Source organism: Serratia sp. LS-1 (assembly GCF_003719595.1).
Classification (GTDB): domain Bacteria; phylum Pseudomonadota; class Gammaproteobacteria; order Enterobacterales; family Enterobacteriaceae; genus Serratia; species Serratia ureilytica.
This window is the reverse complement of sequence record NZ_CP033504.1, coordinates 2,035,474-2,061,534: the sequence shown is the minus strand read 5'-3', so window position 1 is coordinate 2,061,534 and position 26,061 is coordinate 2,035,474. Positions and strand designations below refer to the sequence as shown.

The window sequence follows — 26,061 nt, the reverse complement described above, 5'->3', positions numbered from 1 at the left end:
AATTGATAGCAATATGTTAAGTCATAATAATAACGGTATTACCAGCGCTTTATCGGCGATATTGTCTGATTTATCGGCAATGGTTTATTTCAATGCCGTTATTATTAGTCTGCATTAATGGAGAACAGCGCTTGCCTGGCCGCCGGCGCGGGAAAGACGCAGGCGACGTTGTGTCCGCAGCCGGGAACGAGGGTTAACCGATGCGGCTTCTCCGGCGCCAGATAGCGCCGGTCATAGTCGGCATAGGCCAGGGCGCGCTGCAACCGGTAGGGACCCTGCAGCTGGGCGGCGCAGGATTTGTCGAGTATCCGATAGTAGGCCCCCGGCGCGGTGCCGGTATCACCGTCTGCGGCCAGGTAGGTGATATCCGCCGCCGCATAGCGCCGGCGGGCTGCGTCGGCGGTGCGCTGCAGGTGAACGGGAAGCGCTTCCGTACCATATTTCCACTGGTTAGCCTGTGGGCACTGGCCGGCGTCCAGCGTTTGCCAGCGGAAGCGACAGGTTTTTTCACTGCCACAGAGCTCCGGGTGAAGGGGCTGGGGACGCAGGTTGTCAAAATAGAGCCAGCTGCCCGGATCGGCGACGACATAGCGCAGACGCACTCCGTCCGGCGGGTTGGCGAAGCCGACATAATGCTGCACGAATTGGGCGCCGGCGGAGAAACCGGCGACGGTGATCGACTGCAACGACGGCCAGCGCCGTTTCAGATCGGCCAGCAGGTTATCCATGGCGTTGAACGAGCCGGTTTTCCCGCCATTATCCAAACCGCCTTCGATCCAGGAGCCGCAGCGCCACAGGGCGTCCCCCTCTTGCGGCGCCGGCAGCCCGGCGGAACGGCAGCGGGCGGCAAGCGTCTCCGGTACCTGGAACAGCGGGGCGACCAGCAAGCTGTTGTCTCCCGCTCCCTGCGCGGCGTCGATCGCCGCTTGCAATGTCTTGGCGACATCGCGCGGGTGGCCGTGCATCACCACCAGCGCGGTGCGCGGCTGGGGGGAGTGAGCGTGCGCGACAAAATAAGGCAGTGAACCCGCCGCCGTCGGCGCGTGATAGGGTGTGGCGAGGCGTTCTAACACCGGCTCTGCACGAGCCGATTGGCCGAACAGCAGCAGGGCGGCCATTGCGATGCAGCGCAGGCGGCGCATTCTCGTCAGGTTCGGCGCAGCGCAGCGCGCAGTTGTCTCAGGACTTCCCGGCATCGTTGTTCCTCACGCGCTCGTTGATAGTAGCGATAAAAGGCGCGTTCCGAACTGAGGTTACCCGCGCGTGCCAGCTGCCTGAAGGTCAGGTATGCCAGGCTGAACATAATGATAATAAACAATAAGCCGGGGAACAGCAGCTGCCAGCCGTCGGTGATGCGCGCATTAGGCAGATAGCGGAGTGAATAGGGCGTAATCAATACCCCTAACTGCTGCAGCCCCCATTGAGTCAACGCAGGGAACAGCACCAGCAACGTAACGAACACCAAATACAGCAAGAAATAGCGACAGGAAAGCAAGAAACGCTTGAACGCGTTATTGGCGCTTGGCCGCAAAACGAAGCCTGCGGGCGTGGCGCGCAAGATTTGCTGACGGCCACCGGTGAAACGATAGCGTTCCAGCGCCGCTACGCTATCCGGCAATGCCAGCAGCAGCTGCAGCGCAACAAGGCCGGCGCTGCGGTTGCCGATATAGTCGCGAAACCGCAACAGACGTATGGGGGCGCTTTGGGGCTTCTCGACGGATTCGAGCAGGTTTAACAGCTTATCGTGGTTTTCCCGCCGAATGCGAAAAGGCGTTTTGACCACGGCGATAAACAGCGTAATGACGGTCGGTAGGACGATTTTCAAGATATCTGCGGTGCTGATTTGTAACATGCGAGTTTCCTCTCGGGCTGTCTTGCGTTCCTGGCAGCAGAAGTATAGACCACGCTTATGGGACAACATGAAAACTGGCGTTACAGCTTGGTCTTTGATCTCCAAGGCGTTAACGCTAGACTCAGCAACATAAGCAAGACTGAGGGGATAAATGAATGGATGTGATTGAGGGGAGCGAGCTGCAGGTCGCCGACGCGGTCTACGCCTACCAGCTGGATGGCAAGGGCGGCGTCACGCCGATCGAGCGGGATGACAAGATCACCTGCGACGCGCCTTGCTGGCTGCATCTTGATTACGCGCACCCGGCCAGCGCCGAATGGCTGAGCACCACGCCGCTGCTGCCGGACTCGGTGCGCGAAGCGCTCTCCGGCGAAAGCTCACGGCCGCGCGTCAGCCGCCAGGGCGAAGGCACCATGATCACGCTGCGCAGCATCAACTTTAACGCCAACTCACGGCCGGACCAGTTGGTCACCATTCGCGTGTACATCACCGATAAACTGATTATCTCCACGCGGCACCGCAAGGTGTATTCCATCGATCAGGTGGTGAACGATTTGCAAAGCGGCGCCGGGCCGACCAACAGCGGCAACTGGCTGGTGGAGATTTCCGATGCGTTGACCGATCACACCAGCGAATTCATTGAGGATCTGCACGACAAGATTATCGATCTGGAGGACGCCTTGCTGGAACAGCAGGTGCCGGAGCGTGGCCAGCTGGCGTTGATCCGTAAACAGCTTATCGTGCTGCGCCGTTACATGGCGCCGCAGCGTGACGTTTTCGCACGGCTGGCCAGCGACCGCCTGCCGTGGATGAGCGACGACGATCGCCGCCGCATGCAGGACATCGCGGATCGCCTGGGGCGCGGGTTGGACGATCTGGACGGCAGCATCGCGCGCACCGCCATCTTGTCCGACGAAATTACCACGGTGATGGCCGACGCGATGAACCGCCGCACTTACACCATGTCGCTGTTGGCGATGGTATTTCTGCCGACCACCTTCCTGACTGGGCTGTTTGGCGTCAACCTTGGCGGCATACCGGGCGGCGGCAACCCCTTCGGTTTCGCGGCATTTTGCCTGATGCTGGTCGGGTTGGTGCTTGGCGTCGCCTGGTGGCTGAAGCGCAGCCGCTGGCTGTAGGCGAAAATGACGAAAACCCGGTTAACATTGAGCAAAATCAACATTTAGCCGGGGGAAATGGGGCATGATCTCTCTCGCAGGTGAATGCAACGTCAAGCGATGGGCGTTGCGCTCCATAATTGTCTTACTTTCTTATTTTTGAATTACTGCATAGCACATTTGATTCGTACAATGCCGGTTTAATCACCGGCATTTTTTTATTCGATTTCTCTCTTCCTCAGGCCGCGCTTTCATCCCAGAAGCTGGCTTCAATCTTGTGCCCATCCAAATCGCGGACAAAGCAGCCGTAGTAAGCCTCACCGTAGTGCGGCCGCGAACCGGGCGCGCCTTCATCGACGGCGCCGGCCAACAGCGCCTGGCGATGGAATTCATCCACCTGCTGCTTGCTGGTCGCGAAAAAACCGACGTGCGTGCCATTGCCGGGTGAAGCGGGCTGGCCGTCGATCGGCACCTGCAGCCAGAACTCCGGGTAGTCGCGGCCATAACCGATCGCGCCGGGATGCTCCAGCACCCGTCGGCAACCCAAGGCGGCCAGCGTGCGATCGTAAAAGGCCGCGGCGGCGACGAAATCGTTCGAGCCCAGCGAGACGTGGGACAGGCAGGGGGTGATATTCATTGCGCGATCTCCATATAACTGTATAAATGCACAGTATAGGGTAAAAACGGCATCGCCCAGCAAATTATGCGCAAACTGTGAACAGGATCGAGATCGTCGAGAGAGGGAAAAGGTCGCCGCTCGCAGGGTGGCGAGCGGCGAGGGGACTTATTTGATTTCCAGCACGTCCAAACGCGCCGGCGCAGGCGCCGCGTCGTCCGAATCTTCCGGCTGCCAGCCGACCGGCTGCATCGGAATGTCTTCGCGATCGAAGGCCAAATCGCCGCCGTCCACCACCGCGCTGCCGTGGTGAATGCCTTTGAAATCAAACAGATTGATATCGCTCAGGTGCGAAGGCACCACGTTTTGCATGGCGCTGAACATGGTTTCCAGCCGGCCTGGGTAACGTTTGTCCCAGTCGCGCAGCATGTCGCCGATCACCTGGCGCTGCAAATTAGGCTGAGAGCCGCACAGATTGCATGGAATGATCGGGAACGCTTTGGCGATCGAGAAACGCTCGATGTCTTTCTCGCGGCAATAGGCCAGCGGGCGAATGACCACGTGCTTGCCGTCGTCGCTCATCAGTTTGGGCGGCATGCCTTTCATCTTGCCGCCGTAGAACATGTTGAGGAACAGCGTCTGCAGAATATCGTCGCGGTGGTGGCCCAGCGCGATCTTGGTGGCGCCCAGTTCGGTGGCGGTGCGATACAGAATGCCGCGGCGCAGGCGCGAGCACAGTGAACAGGTGGTTTTACCTTCCGGGATCTTGTCTTTAACGATGCTGTAGGTGTTTTCTTCGACGATCTTGTACTCCACCCCCAAGCCTTCCAGGTAAGCAGGCAGAATATGCTCAGGGAAGCCGGGCTGTTTCTGGTCGAGATTCACCGCCACCAGCGAGAAATTGATCGGCGCGCTCTGCTGCAGATTGCGCAGGATCTCCAGCATGGTGTAGCTGTCTTTGCCGCCGGACAGACAGACCATGATGCGGTCGCCTTCTTCAATCATATTGAAATCGGCGATCGCTTCGCCCACGTTGCGGCGCAGGCGTTTTTGCAATTTGTTCAGGTTGTACTGCTCTTTTTGGCTAACGGATTGCTTTTCTGACATTTAAATCGTGCTCATTCTCAATGGGGGGCACTAGGGGCATGGCGTTGTAGACCGCGAGTTTACCATTCAACCGGCCGATTTTGATCATTATTCATCATCCAGCTTCCACGCGCCCGACGCGAGGCCTGTATGGTACGGATTGCGCGCAGGAATGCCAGCAGGTTTTATTGCTACGCCTTACGTCAACGGTAAAAGATCAGGGCGCGAATCGCTCGTGCCCTGAGGGAGGTTACTCAGCGGCGGACTTTTCCGCCTTGCCGGCCAGCAGGCTGAGGAAATCGTATTTCTCCTTCAGCTCTTTCTCGGCGGCCTGATACAGCGCGCTGGCTACCTCCGGCTGCTGCGCGTTCAGGCGACGGAAACGCTGTTCTTTCAGCAGCGTTTCCGACAGGTTGCTGTTCGGCGGCCGCGAATCCAGCGCCAATGCGGCCTTGCCCTCGGCGCTGCGGCGCGGATCGAAGCGGTACAGCGGCCAGAAGCCGGTGGCGGTCAGCTGTTTCATCTGATCGTGGCTGAGCGCCAGATCGTAGCCGTGCTCTTCGCACGGGCTGTAAGCGATGATCAGCGACGGCCCCGGATAGGCCTCGGCCTCCTGAATCGCTTTCACCGTCTGGTTGAGCTGCGCCCCCAGCGAGATCTGCGCAACGTAAACATGGCCGTACATCATCATGCTGACGCCCAGATCCTTGCGCGCCTTGCGCTTGCCGTGCTCGCCGAATTTGGTCACCGCGCCGAGCGGCGTGGCCTTCGACTGCTGGCCGCCGGTGTTGGAGTAGCACTGGGTGTCGAGCACCAGCACGTTGACGTTCTCCGTCAGGCTGAGGACGTGATCCAAACCGCCGAAGCCGATGTCGTAGGCCCAGCCGTCACCGCCGATCAGCCAGATGGATTTATCCACCAGATAGTCGGCGTCGGTCGCCAGCTGGCGCGCATCTTCACCTTCAATACTCGCCAGCAGCGCGCGCAGTTCGGCGATTTGCTTGCGGCGCGGCTCCGGCGCCACGTCTTCCATCTGCAGGGCATTGACCAACTGCTCCGGCAGCTGCGGCGCCAGCGAATTCAGCAGGCGCAGCACCCGCGCGCGATGTTGATCGACCGTCAAACGGAAGCCCAGGCCGAATTCGGCGTTGTCTTCGAACAGCGAGTTGGCCCATGCCGGCCCGCGCCCTTCGGCGTTGGTGGTGTACGGCGTGGTCGGCAGGTTGCCGCCGTAGATCGACGAACAGCCGGTGGCGTTGGCGATCAGCAAACGGTCGCCATAGAGCTGGGTCAACAGCTTGATGTACGGCGTTTCGCCGCAGCCGGAGCAGGCGCCGGAGTACTCGAACAGCGGCGTGATCAGCTGCGAGGTGCGAATGTCGATGCGTTCCAGCTGCGCCGTATCGATTTCCGGCAGCTGCAGGAAGAAATCGTAGTTGTCTTTTTCCGCCGTCAGATTATCGAGGCGTGAGGCCATATTGATGGCCTTGATCTCCGGGTTCTGGCGATCTTTCGCCGGGCAGACCTCGACGCACAGGTTACAGCCGGTGCAATCCTCCGGCGCCACTTGCAGCACGTATTTTTGCCCGCGCATATCGCGCGCTTTGACATCCAGCGACTGCAGGGAGGCGGGGGCGTGTTCCATCTCCGCCGGCTGCACGACCTTGGCGCGAATGGCGGAGTGCGGACAGGCGGCGACGCAATGGTTGCACTGGGTGCACAGGTCGGGCTGCCAGACCGGGATCGCTTCGGCGATGTTGCGCTTTTCCCACTGGGTGGTGCCCACCGGCCAGGTGCCGTCCGGCGGGAAGGCGGAAACCGGCAGCGCATCGCCCAGTCCGGCCAGCATCGCGGCGGTAACGGTTTTGACGAAGTCAGGCGCGGCGTCCGAGACCACCGGCGGGCGCATCGGGCTGCTGTCGTCGACCGGCTGCAGCGGGATTTCAATCAGCGCGCCGCGGGTGGCGCCCAGCGCCTGCCAGTTGCGCTCGACGATCTCCTGGCCTTTGCTGCTGTAGCTGCGGGCGATGGCGTCCTGCAGCTGTTGCAGCGCCACGTCGCTCGGCAGGATCTGCGTCAGATGGAAAAACGCCATCTGCATGACGGTGTTGATGCGCGCGCCGAGCCGGCATTCACGCGCCAGCTTGGCGGCGTTGATGATGTAGAAACGCGCCTGGCGTTGATGCAACAGCGCCTGTACCTCCTGCGGCAGGCGCGACCAGACTTCGTCGGCGCCGTAAGGGGTATTGAGCAGGAAGGTGCCGCCGGGTTTGAGGCGCTCAACCATCTGGTACTTATCGATAAACTGCAGCTGGTGGCAGCCGACGAAATCCGCCTGGCTGACCAGATAGGCCGAATTGATCGGCTGCTCGCTGACGCGCAGGTGCGAGACCGTCAGGCCGCCGGCCTTTTTGGAGTCGTAGACGAAATAGCCCTGCGCATACAGCGGCGTGGCGTTGCCGATGATTTTGATGTTGTTCTTGGTGGCCGAGACCGAGCCGTCGCTGCCCAAACCGTAGAACAGCGCTTCCAGCGAGGCGCGCTGCGGCAGGATTTCGTCGCTCAGCGGCAGCGAAAGGCCGGTGACGTCATCGAAGATGCCGACGGTGAAGCGCGGGCGCGGCTGCGGCTGGGCCAGCTCGCGAAACACCGCCAGCGCGCAGTCCGGGCCGAACTCCTTCGACGACAGGCCGTAACGGCCGCCGATCACTCGCGGCAGCGTGGCGCGCTCGCCCCGGCTGTAGGCTTCCGCCAGCGCGGTCATAACGTCCAGATACAGCGGCTCGGCCAGCGCGCCTGGTTCTTTGGTGCGATCGAGCACCGCGACGCTGCGCACGCTGTCCGGCAGCGCGCCGAGCAGGTGTTTGGCGGAGAACGGCCGGAACAGCCGCACTTTCAGCACGCCGACTTTTTCGCCGCGGGTCAGCAGGGTGTCGATCACTTCTTCGCAGGTGCCGGCGGCGGAGCCCATCACCACCACCACGCGTTCGGCCTGCGGGTGGCCATAATAGTCGAACGGCCGGTAGTGGCGGCCGGTGAGGGCGGCGAAGGCCTCCATGGCGTCGATCACGTGCTGGTCGGCGGCGTCATACCAAGGGTTGGTGGCCTCGCGCGACTGGAAATAGGTGTCAGGGTTGGCGGAAGTGCCGCGCACCACCGGATGATCCGGCGACAGCGCCCGGCGGCGGTGGGCGTCGATCGCCGCCTGCGGCAGCATGTGCCGCAACGTATCGTCGCTGAGCGGTACGATTTTATTGATCTCGTGCGAGGTGCGGAACCCGTCGAAAAAGTGGATGAACGGCAGGCGCGCGTTGAGGCTGGCGGTCTGCGAGATCAGCGCGAAATCCTGCGCTTCCTGCACGCTGCCGGCGCACAGCATGGCGCAGCCGGTCTGGCGCACCGCCATCACGTCAGAGTGATCGCCGAAGATTGACAGCGCGTGCGTGGCCACGGTGCGCGCGGCGACGTGCAGCACAAACGGCGTCAGCTCGCCGGCCAGTTTGTACAGCGTCGGGATCATCAGCAGCAGACCCTGCGATGAGGTGAACGAGGTGGACAGCGCGCCGGTCTGCAAGGCGCCGTGCACGGTGGCGATCGCGCCGCCCTCCGACTGCATTTCCACCACTCGCGGGATATCACCCCAGATGTTTTGCCGGCCATCGCCGGACCAGGCGTCCGCCTGCTCCGCCATGGTGGAACTTGGCGTGATAGGGTAGATGGCAATCACTTCGTTGGTGCGATAGGCCACGGAAGCGACTGCATTATTACCATCTGTAGTTATCATCGACATTACCTTTTCATTGCTCACAAAGCCGCGAAAGCGCACTTTCGCAGTAATGGAAAAAAGTCTAACAGAGGGTTTGAACGCGGCTTTATCGCGTTTGTGTGGCGGGCGATAAATCGGCAAGCGTATCCGGCATCGCTATTTGCATCGCCGGTTGAGGTCCTTCAATAAATTGTTTTCGCCGTTTAAAGACAATTTATTTCCGGCGCGTCATAATTGCGCATCGGTAAACTGACAGAAGAAAACCATGAGCGGATTTATGTATTTGACGATGGCGATAGTCGCGGAAGTGATCGCCACCACCATGTTGAAAGCCTCCGAGGGCTTTACCCGTCTGTGGCCGTCGCTGCTGGTGGTGCTGGGCTACGGCGTAGCGTTTTGGGGGCTGTCGATGGTGGTCAAGAGCATGCCGCTGGGCATTGTGTATGCGATTTGGTCGGGCATGGGGATCGTGCTGGTGTCGGTCGCGGCGGTATTCGTTTATCAGCAAAAATTGGATTGGCCGGCGATTGTCGGCATGGGATTAATTATTGCCGGCGTGCTGGTAATAAATTTACTGTCGAAAGCCTCTGTGCACTGAATGTTATTTTGATGTAAAAAAAGCCGGCGTGACAGCAAGTCGCGCCGGTTGAAGAATTCAGCCATCATTCACTGAAAATAGTGGAATGCTAATTAGTTAGCGCCGTCAGCATAGACGCAAATATCATCCTCTCCGGTAGCAAAAAATGCGCCGTCACGCCGAAAGCACGCGGGGTTAATTAATACCGATATCATGCGAAGAAACCCCGTCGCCGGCAACGGTGACGTTATCACTTTCTCTCTGCGGCCGGGGCGGGCGGTGGGGGCCGCTGTCACGTTTAACCTCCCGCAATGGGGGCGGAAATATTCTGCAAACAAAATAAATGTCCGGCCGGCGCAAAAAAACCACAAATAATGGCCGGAATATATTTTCATTATTTATATATCGAGCTAGATTAAACAAGTTTGCATCAAAGATAGCGAAACGTGTCCGCCAAGTGACGCGCGTTATCGGCAATGGCGATTTTACACAGCGCAGTTCCGGGTTCAGGAGTGGGATAATGACGACATCAAAATGGCTGCTTGCCAGCGCCGTGCTGCTTTTAGCCGCCTGCAGCAGCAACAACGAAGAGCCAGTACAGCAGGGCAACAGTGCCAGAATCAATACGTTGCAGACCAGCGCCGGTTGCGCGGCGGTCGGCGGCGTCACCACCATCGCGCACAACTTGAACGGTGAAGCGTTGCGCATGTGCCAGATGCCGAACGGCAAACAGTGTGAGGAACGCACGCTGGGCCTGGGCAGCTGCGCCGGGTAAGCCCACGGCGCCAGGCCTGGCGTCCAGAATCAATATACCCAGTCGCGCAGGGCATAAACCAGCGTGTGGCCGCTGCCGTTGAGCGTCAGCTGCTGCGCGCTCAGCGTCACTTCGGCGCCGTTTTCCAGCACGGCGCCGATCACCCGATCCCAGCGATTGCGCTGCTCATCAGGGCACAGCCTGCGCGTCGAGGCCAACGGTTTTACCGTCAGTACGCCGTCGCGTAATTGCCCCTGGCCGAAAAAGCGGTTGCACATCGCGCCGGACACATGCAGGTTCTCGCCGAACTCCAGATTGAGCAGGACGCCGCCCGTTGGAGATTTTGCCGCTTCGCCATCGACGCTCTGCAACACGAAATTATGATGCATCAGATCGCCGGGCGTAACGGTCGCGGGTGGTTTCATGCTGCATCCCCCCAAGACCAGCGCCGCAAAGGCGGCCATCGTTGTTCTCATCGTCGCGCTCTCAAATAAACAGGGCGCCGCAAGGGGCGCCCTGAGATGCCGTTCACGCGTTCAACTGGTTCGGGCAGGCTTCGCCGCGATCCAATTGGCTGATGTTCTGCAGCGTGGTTTGCGAAATGCTGGTCAGCGCCTCTTCGGTCAGGAAAGCCTGATGGCCGGTGAACAGCACGTTGTGACAGGCCGACAGGCGGCGGAACACGTCATCCTGAATCACGTCGTTAGACTTGTCTTCAAAGAACAGATCGCGTTCGTTCTCGTAGACGTCCATCCCGAGCGCGCCGATTTTTTGCTGCTTCAACGCGTCGATGGCGGCGGTAGAGTCGATCAGCGCGCCGCGGCTGGTGTTGATCACCATTACGCCGTTTTTCATCATCGCGAAGGCGTCGGCATTCAGCAGATGGTGGTTTTCCGGCGTCAGCGGGCAGTGCAGGGTGATTACGTCGGATTGCGCGTACAGCGTTTTCAGGTCGACATACTCTGCGCCCAGTTCCAGCGCCTGTTCGCTGGGGAACGGATCGTAAGCCAGCAGCTTCATGCCGAAGCCTTTGAGAATGCGCATCGTCGCCACGCCGATTTTACCGGTGCCGATCACGCCGGCGGTGCGATTGTGCATGTTAAAGCCGATCAGCCCTTCGAGAGAGAAATTGGCGTCGCGGGTGCGTTGATATGCGCGGTGAATACGGCGGTTCAGGCACATCATCATGCCTACCGCGTGTTCCGCCACGGCTTCCGGCGAGTAGGCCGGCACGCGCACTACCTTGATGCCCAGCGCTTTGGCGGCGTCCAGATCGACGTTATTAAAACCGGCGCAGCGCAGGGCGAGAATTTCGACGCCCAGCGCCGCCAGTTCTTCGAGCACTTCACGGCTGCCGTCGTCGTTGACGAAGATACACACCGCCTTGCAACCGGCGGCCGTTTTGGCGGTTTTTTTACTGAGTAAAAAGTCGAAGAATTCCAGCTCATAGCCAAACTGCTGATTCACCAGTTCGAGATATTTACGGTCATACTGTTTGGTGCTGTATATCGCCAATTTCATCGTGGTTTCTCCACCGTGATTTTGTGATCAATTTAACAGATTTTAGTAAATTCGACAATTGGTTAGCCACGCTGCAAGGCTGCTGTGGGCTGGCGACGGTGAAGGGAAGGCGACGGTGAGGCGGGCGACAAAAAAATCCCCACGGGGGTGTGGGGAATGGCTTCTCTAGTACACAGTTAGCTAGCAGCTAAACTTTTATTAGAATGCTTGCAAGACTATTAATCATCAACGGTAACAACAATAACAAAAGTCTGAAAACTGTCCTATTTATGTGATGTATATGTAACGAAAATCTACAACTCCGCGCGCGCTTGCGCCAAAAGGGTGCAAATCGCCTCTGCGACCGCGCTCAGCTTCACCCTATGTCAAATTCGTGCCATCATTATTGTCAATTCAGGCATAGACTTAACCAATGCCTAACACAGGAACGAAGCAATCATTTAATGACCAGGCGATTGAAAGTATTCATAGGGACGGTGGCGGGCTGCGCAATCCTGGTGCTGGCGTTGTGGCAAACCTTGCCGCGCTGGCTGCCGGGGGTGTTATCGCATTGGTTGCCGGCGGGAAGCCGACTGGAGTTGCAGGGCAAATTGCATTGGCGCCAGGGCGGCCTGACGTTGGCGGGGGCGCGTTTCACCGCGCAAGATTGTCTGCTGGCCAGCGTCGGGCCGACGCGGCTGGCTTATCGGCAAGGCCGCTGGCAGCTGTCGAGCGATAAGGTCAGCGTCGATAGCGCCTGTTTGTCAAAACTGCCGGGCGGCGACGCCAACAGCGCGCCGCTTGCGCTCGATCAACTGCAGCGGCAGCTGCCGCCGCTGGATCTCACCATTCATGACCTCACGCTCATTCCCTGGCAGCGTTATGCCGGGAAGCTGCAGCTTTCCTCCGGCTCTGACGGGCAACGTCTGCATTATCGGGGGCCGAATCTCAGCGCCGAGGCGCAGCTGGATGAAAAACAACAGCTGACGTTGCACAGCCTGACCGTCATTCCGCCCAACAGCGCGCAACCGCTGCGCCTCGCCGGCAAGATAACCATTCCGCTGGATCTGGCCAGCCTGCCGACGCAGGGCGCGCTGCAGGGTGAAATGCAGACGGCCTATCTGGAAAAACCGGTTTTGCTGGATATGCGCTGGCAACAGCAGCAGGGCGTGTTGACGGTGAGCGAGAAAGGCGACGATCGGCCGCTGGCGGTGCTGCCGTGGGAAGTGACCCCGCAGCGGGTCAGCATCAAGCAGGGCGAGTGGCGTTGGCCCTACAGCGGACAGCCGTTGAACGGCGGCCTCAGCATCGCGCTGCACGACTGGAGCAAGGGACTGGATGAAACGGAGATCAGCGCGCGGCTGAACGTGATCACGGCCGGCCACAACGGCAAGGGCAATGCGGTGCTGACGCTTGGGCCGGGCAAGGTGGGGCTGACCGACAGCGATCTGCGGTTCCAACTGACCGGCCAGGCCAATCTGGCCGACTTCTCCGCTACCGCGTCGATCCCGGGCGTGCTCGGCGGCAGCATTCTCAACCCGACGCTGGTTCTGCAGCCGGGTTCGTTGCTGCGCCTGTGGGGCAAGGTGACGCCGGAAATGACGCTGGAAGAGGCGCGTTTGCCGCTGGCGGGCGTGAAGGTGACCGCTGCCGGTATTACCGGCCGCCTGCAGGCGATTTTGAGCGCCAGCGACAGTTACTGGGGCCGCTTCAAGCTGCATCTAGACGGCCAGGCGCAGGATTTCTGGCCGGACAAGGGCCACTGGCAATGGCGCTACTGGGGCAATGGCCGCTTGCCGCCGCTGCAGGCCGCCTGGGACGTGGCCGGCAGCGGCAGCTGGCGCGACAGCGAGTTGGTGCTCGATAAACTCTCCACCGGCTTCGATAAGTTGAAGTACGGCCTGGTGACGGTCGCCGCGCCGCGCTTGAGCCTCAACCAGCCGCTGCGCTGGCGGCGTGATGAACAAAGCCCGCAGTTCAACGGTGAGCTGCAGCTGGCGGCGGATAAGGTCAGCTTCAGCGATGGCGGTTATCTGCCGGCGCCGGTGCTGGCGCTGCAGGTGAACGGCCGTTCGCCGGACAGTTTCCAGATGCAGGGCAAGCTGCAGGCGCAACAGATCGGTCCGATCGCGCTGCGCGGCCGTTGGGACGGCGAACGTCTGCGCGGCGAAGGCTGGTGGCCGAAACAGTCGCTGAAGGTCTTCCAACCGCTGCTGGCGCCGGATCTCAATCTCACGCTGCGCGACGGCGAGTTTTACGCGCAGTCGGCGTTTTCCGCCGCCCGCGAACAAGGGTTCGAGGCCGGTGGCCACTGGGTGGTGAAAAACGGCGGCATGTGGCTGAAGGACGGGGAGATGAGCGGCCTGGATTTCATCCTGTCGTACCGGTTCAAGCAGCATCACTGGCAATTGGGAGCTAAACAGCCGGTATCGCTGCGCATCAAGTCTTTCACCAACCTGTTCGAGATGCAGAACATTTCCGCCGATTTGCAGGGCACCTATCCTTATAGCGAAGGGCAGCCACTGACGTTGAGCAACGTCGGCGTGGACATGCTCAACGGGCATATCAGCCTGTCGGCGCTGCGGTTGCCGCAGCATGACGCCGCAGTGCTGAAGCTGGACAAGGTCGATCTCAGCGCGCTGTTTACCGCCCTGAAACCGAAGCAGTTCGCCATGTCCGGCCGCGTCGACGGCGAGTTGCCGCTGTTCCTGAACCATCCGAAGTGGCTGGTGCAAAACGGCTGGATCGCCAACGCCGGCACGTTGACGCTGCGCCTGGACAAAGACATGGCCGACGCCATCGGCAGCAACAACCTGGCGACCGGCGCGGCGATCGACTGGCTGCGCTACATGGAAATCAACCGTTCGCATGCCCGGGTCGATCTCGACAACCTGGGCGAGCTGACGCTGAGCGCACGCATCGACGGCATCAACCCGCAGAAAAGCGCCAAGCGCGAGGTGATCCTGAACTATCGCCATCAGGAAAACGTGTTTCAGCTGTGGCGCAGTTTGCGCTTCGGCGACAATTTACAGGAGTGGCTGGAGCAGGCCCTCTCACAACCTGGGGAGCAACAATGAAAATCATGAGTGTGTCGACGCTGGCAGCGGTGCTGTGCGTTTCGCTGCTGAGCGGCTGCGTGCCGCGCATCGAGGTGGCGACGCCTAAGGATCCGATCACCATCAATATGAACGTCAAGATCGAACATGAAATTCATATCAAGGTGGATAAGGACGTCGAAAACCTGCTGAAAACCCAAAGCGGTCTGTTCTAGGAGCCGACATGAAAAAACGTTATTTGTGGCTGGCCGGCGCCGCCTGGCTGTTCAGCGGCCTGGCGATGGCGCTGACGCTGGATGAGGCGAAGCAGCAAGGGCGGGTGGGGGAAACCCTGAGCGGCTACATCGCGCCGGTGCAGCAGGACGCCGAAACTTTGGCGCTGGTGAAGCGCATCAACGCCGGCCGCGCCGAGAAGTATCAGGAAGTGGCGGACGGCAACCATATCGCCGTTGATGAAGTGGCGCGCATGGCCGGCCAGAAGCTGGTGACGCGGGCGCAGAGCGGCGAGTATGTGCGCGGCATCAACGGCCAGTGGCTGAAGAAGTAAAAAAAAGCGCGCCGTCTGGCGCGCTGAATGATACGGATAGATGATTATTATGAGGGTAGTGCAGGTTTGACAAGGCTTGCCTCTTGTCCGGCAGGGGCATGACGCCCCTGCGCAGTCTCTTACGCGGCAACCACCTGAGACAGGGCCGCTTTGGCGTCTTCCTGTGCTTTGGTCGCCACTTCCGGACCGTAGGCGATGCCTTCCGCGAAGACGAACTCTACGTCGGTGATGCCGATGAAGCCCAGGAACAGACGCAGGTAAGGTTCCACCAGGTCGGTTGGGGTGCCTTTATGAATGCCGCCGCGGCTGGTCAGGATCACGGCGCGTTTGTTTTTCACCAGGCCTTCCGGACCGTTTTCGGTGTAACGGAAAGTCACGCCGGCGCGGGCGACCAGATCGAAATAGTTTTTCAGCTGGGTCGGGATGTTGAAGTTGTACATCGGTGCGGCGATCACGATGACGTCATTGGCCTGCAGCTCGGCGATCAGTTCGTCCGACAGGGCCAGCGCTTCTTGTTGACGCGGAGTCAACGGAGCATCGGAAGGACGCAGCGCGCCAACCAGCTCGCCGTCCAGCACCGGGATTGGCTGTGCGGCCAGATCGCGCACGGTGATGGTGTCGCCGCTGTGGGCGTTGCTCCATTGCTCTACGAAGAAATCGGCCAGTTGGTTAGACTGAGAGTAGGTCGCCAGGATGCTTGATTTCAGAACCAATACGTTGCTCATCGATAATTCCTTACGTTGTGACAGTGACATCAGGACTCAGCGTCCCTTGCATGAACTACATGCTATTCACATTCCCCCAACAGTGATAGCGCAATATTTCGAGATCTTCGTTCGATTTTATTGAATAACATGCCGAGGCTTTACTCGCGAAAGTAGGGGGAAAAAGCCGTTTGTGATAGGCTGTGCGGCTAAAGCAAAAAAATCGCTAAAAAAACATTAAACCGTTGCTAAGCCTGGTCTTGGCCACGATGAAACAAGGAACACCGAACGTGAAATCTCCGCTTGAGGCACTGCCGGCCCAACTGGGCGAGCTGATGCTCCGCGATCAACAACGCCTGCGTCGTCGCCTGCAGGGCGCACGAAAAATCAAAAATCCCGATGCCCAGCTGGCGGTCGCCGCCGAAGTGGAAAGCGACATCGCGACGGCGCGGCAAAAAGTGCAGGCGCGCGCCGCGTCTTGCCCGCGCATTACCTATCCGGAAAGCCTGCCGGTCAGCCAGAAAAAGCAGGACATCTTAAACGCTGTCCGCGACCACCAGGTGGTGATCGTCGCCGGGGAGACCGGCTCGGGGAAAACCACCCAGTTGCCGAAGATTTGTCTGGAGCTGGGGCGTGGGGTGAAAGGGCTGATCGGCCATACCCAGCCGCGCCGCCTGGCGGCGCGCACCGTCGCCAACCGCATCGCCGACGAGCTGGAAACCCCGCTCGGCGGCAGCGTGGGCTACAAGGTGCGCTTCAACGATCAGGTAGGGGAAAACACCCTGGTCAAGCTGATGACCGACGGCATTTTGCTGGCGGAGATTCAGCAGGATCGCCTGCTGATGCAGTACGACACGCTGATCATCGATGAAGCGCACGAGCGCAGCCTGAATATCGACTTTATTCTCGGTTACCTGCGCGAACTGCTGCCGAAGCGCCCGGATCTCAAGGTGATCATCACCTCGGCGACCATCGATCCGCAGCGTTTCTCGCGCCACTTCAACAATGCGCCGATCATCGAGGTTTCCGGCCGCACCTACCCGGTGGAGGTGCGCTACCGCCCGGTGGTCGACGACGGCGACGATACCGACCGCGACCAGCTGCAGGCGATTTTCGATGCGGTAGATGAGCTTGGGCGCGAAGGGCCGGGTGACATTCTGATCTTCATGAGCGGCGAGCGCGAGATCCGCGATACCGCCGACGCTTTGAACCGCCTCAATTTGCCGCACACCGAGGTGCTGCCGCTGTATGCGCGCCTGTCGAACAGCGAGCAGAACCGGGTGTTCCAGTCGCACCACGGCCGCCGCATCGTGCTGGCCACCAACGTGGCGGAAACCTCGCTGACGGTGCCGGGCATCAAATACGTCATCGATCCGGGCACCGCGCGCATCAGCCGCTACAGCTTCCGCACCAAGGTGCAGCGCCTGCCGATCGAGCCGGTGTCACAGGCCTCCGCCAATCAGCGTAAAGGGCGCTGCGGCCGCGTGTCGGAGGGGGTGTGCATCCGTCTGTACTCCGAACAGGATTTCCTCTCGCGGCCGGCGTTTACCGATCCGGAAATTCTGCGCACCAACCTGGCGTCGGTCATTCTGCAGATGACCTCGCTGGGGCTGGGCGACATCGCCGCGTTTCCGTTCGTCGAGGCGCCGGACAAACGCAACATTCAAGATGGCGTGCGCCTGCTGGAAGAGCTGGGGGCGATCACCACCGCCGATAACGGCCACTATCAGCTGACGCCGCAGGGCCGGCAGCTGGCGCAGTTGCCGATCGACCCGCGTCTGGCGCGCATGGTGCTGGAAGCTCAGAAGAGCGGCAGCGTGCGCGAGGTGATGATCATCACCGCCGCGCTGTCGATTCAGGATCCGCGCGAGCGCCCGATGGACAAGCAGCAGGCCTCGGATGAAAAACACCGCCGCTTCGCCGACAAGGACTCGGACTTCCTGGCGTTCGTCAACCTGTGGGATTATCTGCAGGAGCAGCAAAAGGCGAACTCCTCCAGCCAGTTCCGCCGGCTGTGCCGCAACGATTTTCTCAACTACCTGCGGGTGCGCGAGTGGCAGGATATCTATACCCAGCTGCGCCAGGTGGTGAAAGAGCTGGGGCTGCCGATCAACAGCACGCCTTCCGACTACCGCAGCGTCCACACCGCGCTGCTGACCGGCCTGTTGTCGCACATCGGCCAGAAGGATGCGGACAAGCAGGAATACACCGGCGCGCGCAACGCCCGCTTCTCGATCTTCCCCGGCTCCGGCCTGTTCAAGAAGCCGCCGAAGTGGACCATGGTGGCCGAACTGGTGGAAACCAGCCGCCTGTGGGGGCGCATCGCCGCGCGCATCGAACCGGAATGGATCGAGCCGCTGGCTCAGCACCTGGTGAAACACAGCTACAGCGAACCGCACTGGTCGAAGTCGCAGGGGGCGGTGATGGCCAGCGAAAAGGTCACGTTGTTCGGTCTGCCGATCGTCGCGGCGCGCCAGGTCAATTACGGCGCCATCGATCCGCTGCTGTGCCGCGAGCTGTTTATCCGCCATGCGCTGGTGGAGGGCGACTGGCAGACGCGCCATGCTTTCTTCCGCGAAAACCAAAAGCTGCGCGCCGAAGTGGAAGAGCTGGAGCATAAATCGCGTCGCCGCGATATTCTGGTAGACGACGAAACGCTGTTCGGCTTCTACGATCGCCGTCTCCCCAACGATGTGGTGTCCGGCCGTCATTTCGACAGCTGGTGGAAGACCGCCGCCAAACAGCAGCCCGACCTGCTGAACTTCGAAAAAGAGATGCTGATCAAGGATGGCGCCAACAAGATCAGCGCGCTCGACTACCCGAACTTCTGGCATCAGGGTAACCTCAAACTGCGGCTGAGCTATCAGTTCGAACCAGGCACTGACGCCGACGGCGTGACGGTGCACATCCCGCTGCCGATCCTCAATCAGGTGGAGGAGCAGGGGTTCGAATGGCAGATCCCCGGCATCCGCCGTGAGCTAGTGATCGCGCTGATCAAATCGTTGCCGAAACCGGTGCGTCGCAACTTCGTGCCGGCGCCGAACTACGCCGAAGCGTTCCTTGGCCGCGTAACGGCGCTGGAATTGCCGCTGCTTGACGCGCTGGAGCGCGAGCTGCGGCGCATGACTGGCGTGACCGTGTCACGTGATGACTGGCAGTGGGATCAGGTGCCCGATCACCTGAAAATGACTTTCCGCGTGGTGGGCGAGAAAAACCAGACGCTGCGCGAAGGCAAAGATCTGGCCGCCCTGCGCCTGCAGTTGAAAGAGAAGGTGCAGGAGACGCTGTCGGCGGTGGCCGATGACGGACTGGAGCAGAGCAACCTGCATGTCTGGAGCTTTGGCCAATTGCCGGCGTTCTACGAGCAGAAGCGCGGCGGCTATTCGATGAAAGCCTATCCGGCGCTGGTGGATGAAAAGGACAGCGTGGCAATCCGCCTGTTCGACAGCGAAAGCGAACAGCAACAGGCGATGTGGCAGGGCACGCGCCGCCTGCTGTTGTTGAATATTCCTTCGCCGATCAAATATCTGCATGAAAAGCTGCCGAACAAGGCCAAGCTGGGGCTTTATTTCAACCCGTACGGCAAGGTGCTGGAGCTGATCGACGACTGCATTTCGTGCGGCATCGACAAACTGATCGCCGAACACGGCGGCCCGGTTTGGCAGGAGGAAGACTTTGCACGGTTGCAGGAGCAGATCCGCGCCGAGCTGAACGACACGGTCGTTGAGGTGGCCAAGCAGGTTGAACAGATCCTGACGGCGGTCTTCAACATCAACAAACGGCTGAAAGGCCGGGTGGACATGTCGTTGGCGCTGGCGCTGTCGGACATCAAGACCCAGCTCGGCGGGCTGGTCTACCGCGGCTTCGTCACCGGCAACGGATGGAAACGGCTGCCGGACACGCTGCGCTACCTGCAGGCGATCGAACGCCGATTGGAGAAACTGGCTATCGATCCGCACCGCGATCGCGCGCAGATGCTGCGGGTGGAGCAGGTGCAGCAGGCGTGGCAGCAGTGGCTGAACAAGCTGCCGCCGAAGCGACAGCAGGAGGAAGAGGTGAAAGCGGTGCGCTGGATGATTGAAGAACTGCGTGTCAGCCTGTTCGCGCAGCAGCTGGGCACACCTTACCCGATCTCCGACAAGCGCATTCTGCAAACCATCGAACAGCTTTCGGGCTAAGTTCAGGCGCGCCGGCCGGCAAACGGCCGGCGCAGCGCAAGTTGAAATTCAGGGAACAGAGAAACAGCAACGGCGCTTGATGCGCCGTTGCGAGAGCTACTTGCCTGCCGCCAGGGCGTCCAACGCGTCGCGGATGCCGGGCACTGCCAGAGCGCGGTTATCGGCGCGGTAACGATCTTTCGCCGCCGGTGCCGAACTCTGGATGGCGATCAGCTGCCAGCCGTCGGCGGTTTTCAGCAGCAGCGGTGAGCCGCTGTCGCCGGGCAGGGTATCACACTGGTGCGACAGCACCCCTTGCTGGGCCCAGCCGGTCACCTTGCAGTTTTGGTGGCTGTAGAGGTCATCAAGATGGTCCTCCGGGTAGCCCGCCTGGGTGATCAGCCGTTTGGCCTGTTTCAGGGCCTGAGTCAACGCCTTGCTGTCGCCTTGCCACAGCGGCAGCGGGGCGATCGGCAGCGGCGTTTTGTCTTTCAGCCGGATCAGCGCAAAGTCATAAGCGGCGGCGGCGGGCGGCACGATCCAGCCGTCGCCGTCCGCTTTCAGCTTTTTGCCCAGTTTGCTGTCGACCAGAGTTTCAATATTGTCGGTTTGATACTGCCATGATTTATCGCCCGCCACGAAGCGCAGGGCGACGGCTTTATCCAATTGTCCCGGCGGCGCCAGCACGCAATGGCCGGCGGTCAGCGCCAGGTGTGGGGAGATCAGCGTGGCGGTACACAGATTGCCGCTGGCGGTTTCGACCTGGCCGATGGCTTGCCACGGCTGGGCGGCGGTATCCGTGACCTTGATTCGTTCATCTTTGCCGAAAAACAGACGCGTTTGCTCGGCCTTGGACGGGCCGTCGGCGCGTGCCGCCTGGGAGGCGATGAGCGGGAGTGAGCACAGCAACAGTAAAACGGATATGCGCATAGATCTCTTGCCTGACAAATACGGATCATCCATAAACACACTGAATGCTAACTATAGACTGATTTAGCAGCCATGTGGATGGGCAATAACTGATTTTTCAATAATTTCCCGCCGGCGAGGCGACAGGCTACAGATAAAAAAAGACGGCGATCAGTCCACAGAGGATCAGGGCGGTCAGAATGATCTCGAACAGGTAGCGGCGCAGCATCAATGAGAACCCCCCGGATGAAAAAACACCCGGTGAACCGGGTGTCGTGCACGTCAAGCCTGAAGCGGTGAGGGGAACCTCACGACATTACGCTTTTTTGTGGCTGGCTTTCTTGTGGTGCTTTTTAGCCGCCTGGGCTTTTTGCGCCGGGGCTTTTTTGCCGGCTTTCTTGTGATGCTTTTTGGCCGCCTGAGCTTTCTGTACCGGGGCTTTCTTGCCGTGGTGTTTCACCTGAGCTTTAGCCGGCGCAGCGGTGGCGGTGGTTGCGGTAGCCGCAGGTGCGGTAGTGGTGGCAGCCTCGGCAGCGAAAGCCACGGAAGACAGACCCATTGCAGCGGCAACAACCAGAGCTAATACTTTTTTCATCGCAGAATCCTCAACATGACTTTTGGGTATCAACCCCACTGCGGGGCCGTTGAGATGATAGTAGGCAAACGGCGTCTGGCTTTCCGTGAGTGATTGGTTTCGGCTTGTAACCTAATGTACAGGGCGGCGGCGGCAGGAGGGATTGCTGCTATAATGACCGTCAGGCTCGATAAAAGGGATTTAAAATGAACGAGATAACGGTTCGTTGTGGCGTGACGGAACAGGGTGAGGTGCCGCTGGCCTATGAAGACTGGGGCGATGAGGCGCATCCGCCGCTGTTGTTAATCATGGGCATCGGCGCGCAGCTTTTGCTGTGGCCTGACGATTTCTGCCGCGCTCTGGTCGCCAAGGGATTTCGGGTGATCCGCTACGACAACCGCGACGTCGGCCTTTCCGGTAAAACGCGGGCGCAGCGCAAGACGCCGCTGTGGCTGTTGATGTTGCGTGCCCAGCTCGGCTGGCAAACGCCGGTGCCTTATACTCTGGCGGATATGGCGACGGACGCGGCGCATCTGCTCGATCATTTACGCATTCCTCAGGCTCATGTCCTTGGTGCCTCGATGGGGGGGATGATCGCCCAAGTGTTGGCCGCCGAATACCCGCAGCGCGTCGCCTCGTTATGCATCTTGTTTTCCAGCACCAATCAACCGCTGTTACCGCCGCCGGCGCCTTCGCTGCTGTGGTTGCTGGTGCGCCGGCCTGCCGCCGATATGACGCTTCAGCAGCGCCAGGAAGGGATGAAGGCCTTTCTGCGCGCGCTTGGCACCGCGACTTATCCGCCGGAGGAGGCGGAGCTGGATGCCCTGGTGAAGCGGTTGCTGAAGCGGGGCGTGGATCCGGAGGGCATGCAGCGGCAACTTTCCGCGCTGCTCGGCAGCGGCGATCTGCGGCGTTACAGTCGGCGCATCGCCGCGCCGACGCTGGTGATTCACGGCGATCGCGATCGGCTGGTGCGCAAGGCCGGCGGGGTGGCGATCGCTCGGGCCGTCGCCAACGCCAGATTGCAGATTATGCCGGGCATGGGGCATGATCTGCCCGCCGCGTTGAGACCACAATTGGTGACGATGATCGCCCGTCATGCGCTGGGATGAGAGGCAGATAGGGGCGCGGCTGTTTATGGTATTAGTTACAACATACTATTGGTAGGTAACAACCCGCCACCCTGTAGCCAAGGCGTTGCCGGCAAGGAAAGCGCGCTATGTAGCATTATTAGGTCAAGCAGGGGAAAAAGGGCGCGGCCGTGGCCGCGCACGGGGAGAGATTACAGGTAGCGGTTTTCCAAATGCTGGCGGAAGTAGCGCGGATTGAGCGCTTCACCGGTTGCATTGGCGATCAGCGTGTCGGTCGGGAAACGGCTGCCGTGGCGCCAGATGTTATGCTGCAACCAGTGGAACAACGGCTGCAGATTGCCGGCGGCGATGTCCTCGTTCAGCGAAGGCAGGGCCTGACGCACGCTGTGGAACAGCTGCGCGGCGTACATCGCGCCGAGAGTATAAGTCGGGAAGTAGCCGAAGGCGCCGTCGGTCCAGTGGATATCCTGCATGCAACCGTTGCGGTAGTTGCCGATGGTATCGAGGCCCAGGTAAGCGTGCATCTTTTCATTCCACAGCGCCGGAATGTCCTCCACTTCGATCTCGCCTTCGATCAGCGCTTTTTCAATTTCGTAGCGCAGGATGACGTGGGCAGGATAGCTCACCTCGTCGGCGTCGACGCGGATCAGGCCCGGTTTCACCCGCTGGTTGAGGCGAATGAAGTTGGCTTCTTCCAGCGCCGGCTGTTCGCCAAACTGCGCGGTAACCAGCGGACGCAAGATTTTCAGGAATTCATTGCCGCGCGCCAGCTGCATTTCGAACAGCAGGCTCTGCGATTCGTGGATGGCTGTGGAGCGAGCCAGGGCGACCGGCTGGCCGAGCAGATCGCGCGGCAGGTTCTGTTCGTAACGGGCGTGGCCAGTCTCGTGTACGATCCCGAGCAGCGCGGTCAGGAACTCTTTCTCGTTGTAACGCGTGGTGATGCGCACATCCTCCGGCACGCCGCCGCAGAACGGGTGGGCGCTGACGTCGACGCGGCCGTTGTCGAAGTTGAAACCGAGCAGCTTCATCACGCTCAGGCTTAGCTGGCGCTGGGTGTCCACATTGAACGGGCCCTGCGGCGCCAGGCAGGGTTCATTGGCCTGTTTGGCCACCACGCGCTGCAGCAAATCCGGCAGCCAGGTTTTCAAATCGCCGAAGATGCGATCGAGATCGCTGCTGCGCATGCCCGGCTCATACAGGTTGAGCAGGGCATCGTAACGGCTGGTGCCGGCCGCCTGCGCGCGGATCTGCGCCTCTTCCCGGCTGAGTTTGACCACGTCGCGCAGATTCTCCGCGAAGCCATCCCAGTCGTTGGCCGGGCGCTGGGCGCGCCAGGCGTGTTCACAGCGGGCGCCGGCCAGCGATTTGGCTTCGACCAGCGACGCCGGCAGCAGCACCGCGTCTTCATACTGGCGGCGCATTTCGCGCAGGTTGGCGCGGTCGATCTCGTCCAGCGTCTCTTGCTGCGCACGATCCAACAGCGCGCCGGTGCTTTGTGCCGTTAAAATCTGGTGCTGCAGCACGCTCAATTCGGCCAGGGCTTCGGAGCGCGCCTTGCTGCCGCCCGGCGGCATCATGGTTTGCATGTCCCAACCGGCGATGGCGGACAGGTGGCCGAAACGCGACAGCCGGCTAAAAAGCGCGCGCAGGTGATCGTAAGCAGACGTGTTGGAAGGTGCAGATGTCATTATTATTCGGCTCCAATGAGAAGGGTCCGGCGGTATTACGCCAGATCGGCTTTTAAACTGAATGTCGGCTTCACCGGCCAGCAGAAACGGAAGCTGGCGCCGCCGAGCGAACTGCCTTCGACGAACACCTGTCCCTGGTAGGCGACGGCGATGGAATGGACGATGGCCAGCCCCAGCCCGCAGCCGCCGGTGGCGCGATCGCGGCTGGGATCGAGGCGAACGAAAGGCTCGAACACCCGCTCGCGCTCTTCCGGCGGGATACCCGGCCCGTCGTCCTCGACCTGCAAACAGGCGAGATCGCCGTCGAACCACAACCCAACGCGCAGGCGCTGCTCGGAATAGCGCAGCGCGTTGTTGACCAGGTTATCGAGCACGCGCTCCATCAGGCGCAGATCGACGCCGCCGAAGTCGCCGACGTGCGGGATGTCGAGCTGGATGTCGCGTTCCTGATGGATAAGGCGGATATCATCGACCTTGTCCTCCAGCCACTTTGGCAGATCGATGGGTTCAATGTTTAACGCAACCTGCGGCCGGTCCAGGCGGGCATAGGTCAGCAGCTCGTCGATCAGCGACTCCAGTTGGCCGATATCGCGGTTCAGCGCCTGCTGCTCGCCTTCGGACAGGTTATCGCTCATCTCGAGCCGATAGCGCAGGCGCACCAGCGGCGTGCGCAGCTCGTGGGCGATGCCGTCGATCAGCTGTTTCTTGCTGGCGATCAGGGTGTTGACGTTGTCGGCCATCTGGTTGAACGCCACGCCGAGCCGGCTCAGGCTGGAAGTGGGATCGAAGTGGGTGCGTTCATCCAGATGCCCGGCGCCGAGCCGCTGAGCGGCGTTTTCCAGTTTGAGCAGGTCTTGCCAGTGCGGCCGCATCCACAGAAACACCGGCAGCGCCAGCGACATGCCGATAAACACCAGCAACACCAGATCCAGCAGACGCATCTGGTGCAGATAGAACAGATAAGGAATGGGGCCGACCACCAACACATAGTGGCTGCGCGGAATGCGTTGCATAAAGGTGTACTGATCGTCGAGGGCGATGATTTCACCCAGCCGCAGCCGCTTTTTCAGATCCTCGCTCAGTTCCTGTTTGCCGAGCGGTTCGATATGAAGCTTGAACGACAGATTGAGATCCAGCGTGGCGATAGTCTTGTTCCAGTCCTTCAGCGGGATTTCGCGCAGCTCGCTGCGCATCAGGTACAGCGAGCTTTTCATCAAATCGTCCATCGACTGGCGGCCGGCGCGCTCGGCGGTCACCTTGTACACCAGGCCGACCAGCATTGCCATCACCAGAAAACAGACGAACAGCAACAGAAAGAACTGGACGAAAAGTTTTCTCATTGTTGCACCGATGCCCAGGCGTTAGGGGCGAACAGATAGCCCTTGTTGCGCACCGTCTTGATACGGAAAGGCTCCAGCGCGTTGTCGTACAGTTTGCGGCGCAGGCGGGAGATCGCCACGTCGATGCTGCGGTCCATGCCGTCGTAGCTCACGCCGCGCAGGTTTTGCAGCAGCGCCTCGCGATCCATGATCTGCCCGGCGTGGGTCGCCAGCTCCCACAGCAGATCGAAATCCGAGGTGGACAGGGTGATGGTTTCCTCGCCCAGCGTAACCTGACGGTTGACCGGATCGATGCACAGCAGCCCGAAATGCAGCGCGTTATGCTGGGTAAGCGGCTGAGCCGACTCTTCTTTCGGCTGCTGGCTGTGTTGACGCAGATGCAAACGCAGGCGCGCCAGCAACACCGCCGGCGGCGTGGTTTTCAGGATATAGTCGTTGGCGCCCATCTCCAGCGACAGGATATGGTTCATGTCGCTGTCGAGCGAGGTCAGCAGCACGATCGGGCCGGGGAAGGTGGGGCGCAGATCGCGGCACAGCGTCATGCCGTCTTTGCCGGGCAACATGATGTCCAGCAGCACCAGATCGGGTTGCTCGCGCTCGATGCGCGCTTGCGCGCTGTCGCCGCGCGGTTCGATCAGCACCTCGATATCGTGTTTACCCAGATAGGCGGCGATCAGTTTGCCGACCTCAGGATCGTCTTCCACAAAAACAATTTTATGCATA

The 26,061-nt window shown here is 60.4% G+C and carries 21 protein-coding genes; 8 read left to right on the top strand and 13 right to left on the bottom strand.

Annotation, left to right across the window (positions count from 1 at the left end; translation table 11 throughout):
- Positions 1-104: 104 nt before the first annotated feature.
- Both EDY99_RS09945 and EDY99_RS09940 read right to left on the bottom strand, forming a co-directional pair.
- Entirely contained in the window at positions 105-1,196 is a 1,092-nt protein-coding gene (locus EDY99_RS09945; RefSeq protein WP_103101517.1) for a hypothetical protein, read from the bottom strand.
- On the bottom strand, positions 1,148-1,852 hold the full coding sequence (locus tag EDY99_RS09940) for a hypothetical protein (RefSeq protein WP_033643225.1): 705 nt from the start codon (positions 1,850-1,852) through the stop codon (positions 1,148-1,150). Before EDY99_RS09940 ends, EDY99_RS09945 begins: the two co-directional genes overlap by 49 nt.
- A 155-nt stretch (positions 1,853-2,007) precedes the next feature.
- Here EDY99_RS09940 and zntB point away from each other — a divergent pair, with 155 nt between their 5' ends.
- Positions 2,008-2,991 carry a zinc transporter ZntB gene (gene zntB / locus EDY99_RS09935; protein ID WP_033643224.1) on the top strand — a complete coding sequence of 328 codons (984 nt, stop codon included), beginning with the start codon at positions 2,008-2,010 and terminating at the stop codon, positions 2,989-2,991.
- 217 nt (positions 2,992-3,208) lie between these two features.
- On the opposite strand, the gene EDY99_RS09930 is transcribed toward zntB, so the two are convergent.
- The 3 genes from EDY99_RS09930 to nifJ form a co-directional block, all read right to left on the bottom strand.
- Entirely contained in the window at positions 3,209-3,607 is a 399-nt protein-coding gene (locus tag EDY99_RS09930; protein ID WP_033643223.1) for a VOC family protein, read from the bottom strand.
- Between the two features lie 147 nt (positions 3,608-3,754).
- Entirely contained in the window at positions 3,755-4,693 is a 939-nt protein-coding gene (ttcA, locus tag EDY99_RS09925; RefSeq protein WP_033643222.1) for a tRNA 2-thiocytidine(32) synthetase TtcA, read from the bottom strand.
- A gap of 229 nt (positions 4,694-4,922) precedes the next feature.
- Positions 4,923-8,456 (bottom strand): pyruvate:ferredoxin (flavodoxin) oxidoreductase, encoded by a 3,534-nt coding sequence (gene nifJ, locus EDY99_RS09920; protein WP_103681817.1) that lies wholly within the window; start codon positions 8,454-8,456, stop codon positions 4,923-4,925.
- A gap of 247 nt (positions 8,457-8,703) precedes the next feature.
- Here nifJ and ssmE point away from each other — a divergent pair, with 247 nt between their 5' ends.
- Positions 8,704-9,036 carry a multidrug efflux SMR transporter SsmE gene (ssmE, locus tag EDY99_RS09915; protein ID WP_033632935.1) on the top strand — a complete coding sequence of 111 codons (333 nt, stop codon included), beginning with the start codon at positions 8,704-8,706 and terminating at the stop codon, positions 9,034-9,036.
- Between the two features lie 499 nt (positions 9,037-9,535).
- Positions 9,536-9,790, top strand: coding sequence for a DUF333 domain-containing protein (locus EDY99_RS09910; RefSeq protein WP_015377999.1), 255 nt, complete (start codon positions 9,536-9,538; stop codon positions 9,788-9,790).
- A 29-nt stretch (positions 9,791-9,819) separates the two neighbouring features.
- Here EDY99_RS09910 and hslJ read toward each other — a convergent pair whose 3' ends face one another.
- Both hslJ and EDY99_RS09900 read right to left on the bottom strand, forming a co-directional pair.
- Positions 9,820-10,245: a heat shock protein HslJ gene (hslJ, locus tag EDY99_RS09905; protein ID WP_123061729.1), complete on the bottom strand. Its 426-nt coding sequence runs from the start codon at positions 10,243-10,245 to the stop codon at positions 9,820-9,822.
- A gap of 52 nt (positions 10,246-10,297) precedes the next feature.
- A complete protein-coding gene (locus tag EDY99_RS09900; protein WP_033650287.1) occupies positions 10,298-11,290 on the bottom strand; it encodes a 2-hydroxyacid dehydrogenase in 993 nt (330 codons plus the stop codon).
- Between the two features lie 443 nt (positions 11,291-11,733).
- Between EDY99_RS09900 and EDY99_RS09895 the strand changes: the two genes are divergently transcribed.
- From EDY99_RS09895 to EDY99_RS09885, 3 genes are read left to right on the top strand one after another with little or no spacing between them, the layout of a single operon-like run.
- A complete protein-coding gene (locus EDY99_RS09895; RefSeq protein WP_046687126.1) occupies positions 11,734-14,346 on the top strand; it encodes a YdbH family protein in 2,613 nt (870 codons plus the stop codon).
- Complete coding sequence (locus tag EDY99_RS09890) at positions 14,343-14,540, top strand: YnbE family lipoprotein (protein ID WP_025302979.1); 198 nt, start codon at positions 14,343-14,345, stop codon at positions 14,538-14,540. The genes EDY99_RS09895 and EDY99_RS09890 overlap by 4 nt, the downstream gene beginning before the upstream one ends.
- A gap of 8 nt (positions 14,541-14,548) precedes the next feature.
- On the top strand, positions 14,549-14,872 hold the full coding sequence (locus tag EDY99_RS09885; RefSeq protein ID WP_033643218.1) for a YdbL family protein: 324 nt from the start codon (positions 14,549-14,551) through the stop codon (positions 14,870-14,872).
- A 119-nt stretch (positions 14,873-14,991) separates the two neighbouring features.
- Here EDY99_RS09885 and azoR read toward each other — a convergent pair whose 3' ends face one another.
- Positions 14,992-15,597 carry an FMN-dependent NADH-azoreductase gene (gene azoR / locus EDY99_RS09880; RefSeq protein ID WP_015377994.1) on the bottom strand — a complete coding sequence of 202 codons (606 nt, stop codon included), beginning with the start codon at positions 15,595-15,597 and terminating at the stop codon, positions 14,992-14,994.
- Between the two features lie 269 nt (positions 15,598-15,866).
- Between azoR and hrpA the strand changes: the two genes are divergently transcribed.
- Complete coding sequence (gene hrpA / locus EDY99_RS09875; RefSeq protein ID WP_103101513.1) at positions 15,867-19,754, top strand: ATP-dependent RNA helicase HrpA; 3,888 nt, start codon at positions 15,867-15,869, stop codon at positions 19,752-19,754.
- A 96-nt stretch (positions 19,755-19,850) separates the two neighbouring features.
- Here the strand turns inward: hrpA and EDY99_RS09870 are convergent, their stop codons facing one another.
- Positions 19,851-20,663 carry a serine protease gene (locus EDY99_RS09870; RefSeq protein ID WP_042784631.1) on the bottom strand — a complete coding sequence of 271 codons (813 nt, stop codon included), beginning with the start codon at positions 20,661-20,663 and terminating at the stop codon, positions 19,851-19,853.
- Positions 20,664-20,958: 295 nt separating this feature from the next.
- Positions 20,959-21,237 (bottom strand): acid resistance repetitive basic protein Asr, encoded by a 279-nt coding sequence (gene asr, locus EDY99_RS09865; protein WP_033643216.1) that lies wholly within the window; start codon positions 21,235-21,237, stop codon positions 20,959-20,961.
- A 185-nt stretch (positions 21,238-21,422) separates the two neighbouring features.
- Here asr and EDY99_RS09860 point away from each other — a divergent pair, with 185 nt between their 5' ends.
- The gene (locus tag EDY99_RS09860) at positions 21,423-22,328 is read left to right on the top strand and encodes an alpha/beta fold hydrolase (RefSeq protein ID WP_089194808.1); all 906 of its coding nucleotides are present in this window, start codon (positions 21,423-21,425) and stop codon (positions 22,326-22,328) included.
- Positions 22,329-22,498: 170 nt separating this feature from the next.
- Here the strand turns inward: EDY99_RS09860 and EDY99_RS09855 are convergent, their stop codons facing one another.
- Genes EDY99_RS09855 through rstA form a run of 3 tightly spaced genes read right to left on the bottom strand, consistent with a single transcriptional unit; the run spans position 22,499 to position 26,060 of the window.
- Positions 22,499-23,998, bottom strand: coding sequence for a carboxypeptidase M32 (locus tag EDY99_RS09855; protein WP_108680829.1), 1,500 nt, complete (start codon positions 23,996-23,998; stop codon positions 22,499-22,501).
- A gap of 35 nt (positions 23,999-24,033) precedes the next feature.
- A complete protein-coding gene (gene rstB / locus EDY99_RS09850) occupies positions 24,034-25,338 on the bottom strand; it encodes a two-component system sensor histidine kinase RstB (RefSeq protein ID WP_033643213.1) in 1,305 nt (434 codons plus the stop codon).
- Positions 25,335-26,060, bottom strand: a complete 726-nt coding sequence (gene rstA, locus EDY99_RS09845) for a two-component system response regulator RstA (protein ID WP_042784624.1) — start codon at positions 26,058-26,060, stop codon at positions 25,335-25,337. Before rstA ends, rstB begins: the two co-directional genes overlap by 4 nt.
- Position 26,061: the final 1 nt, after the last annotated feature.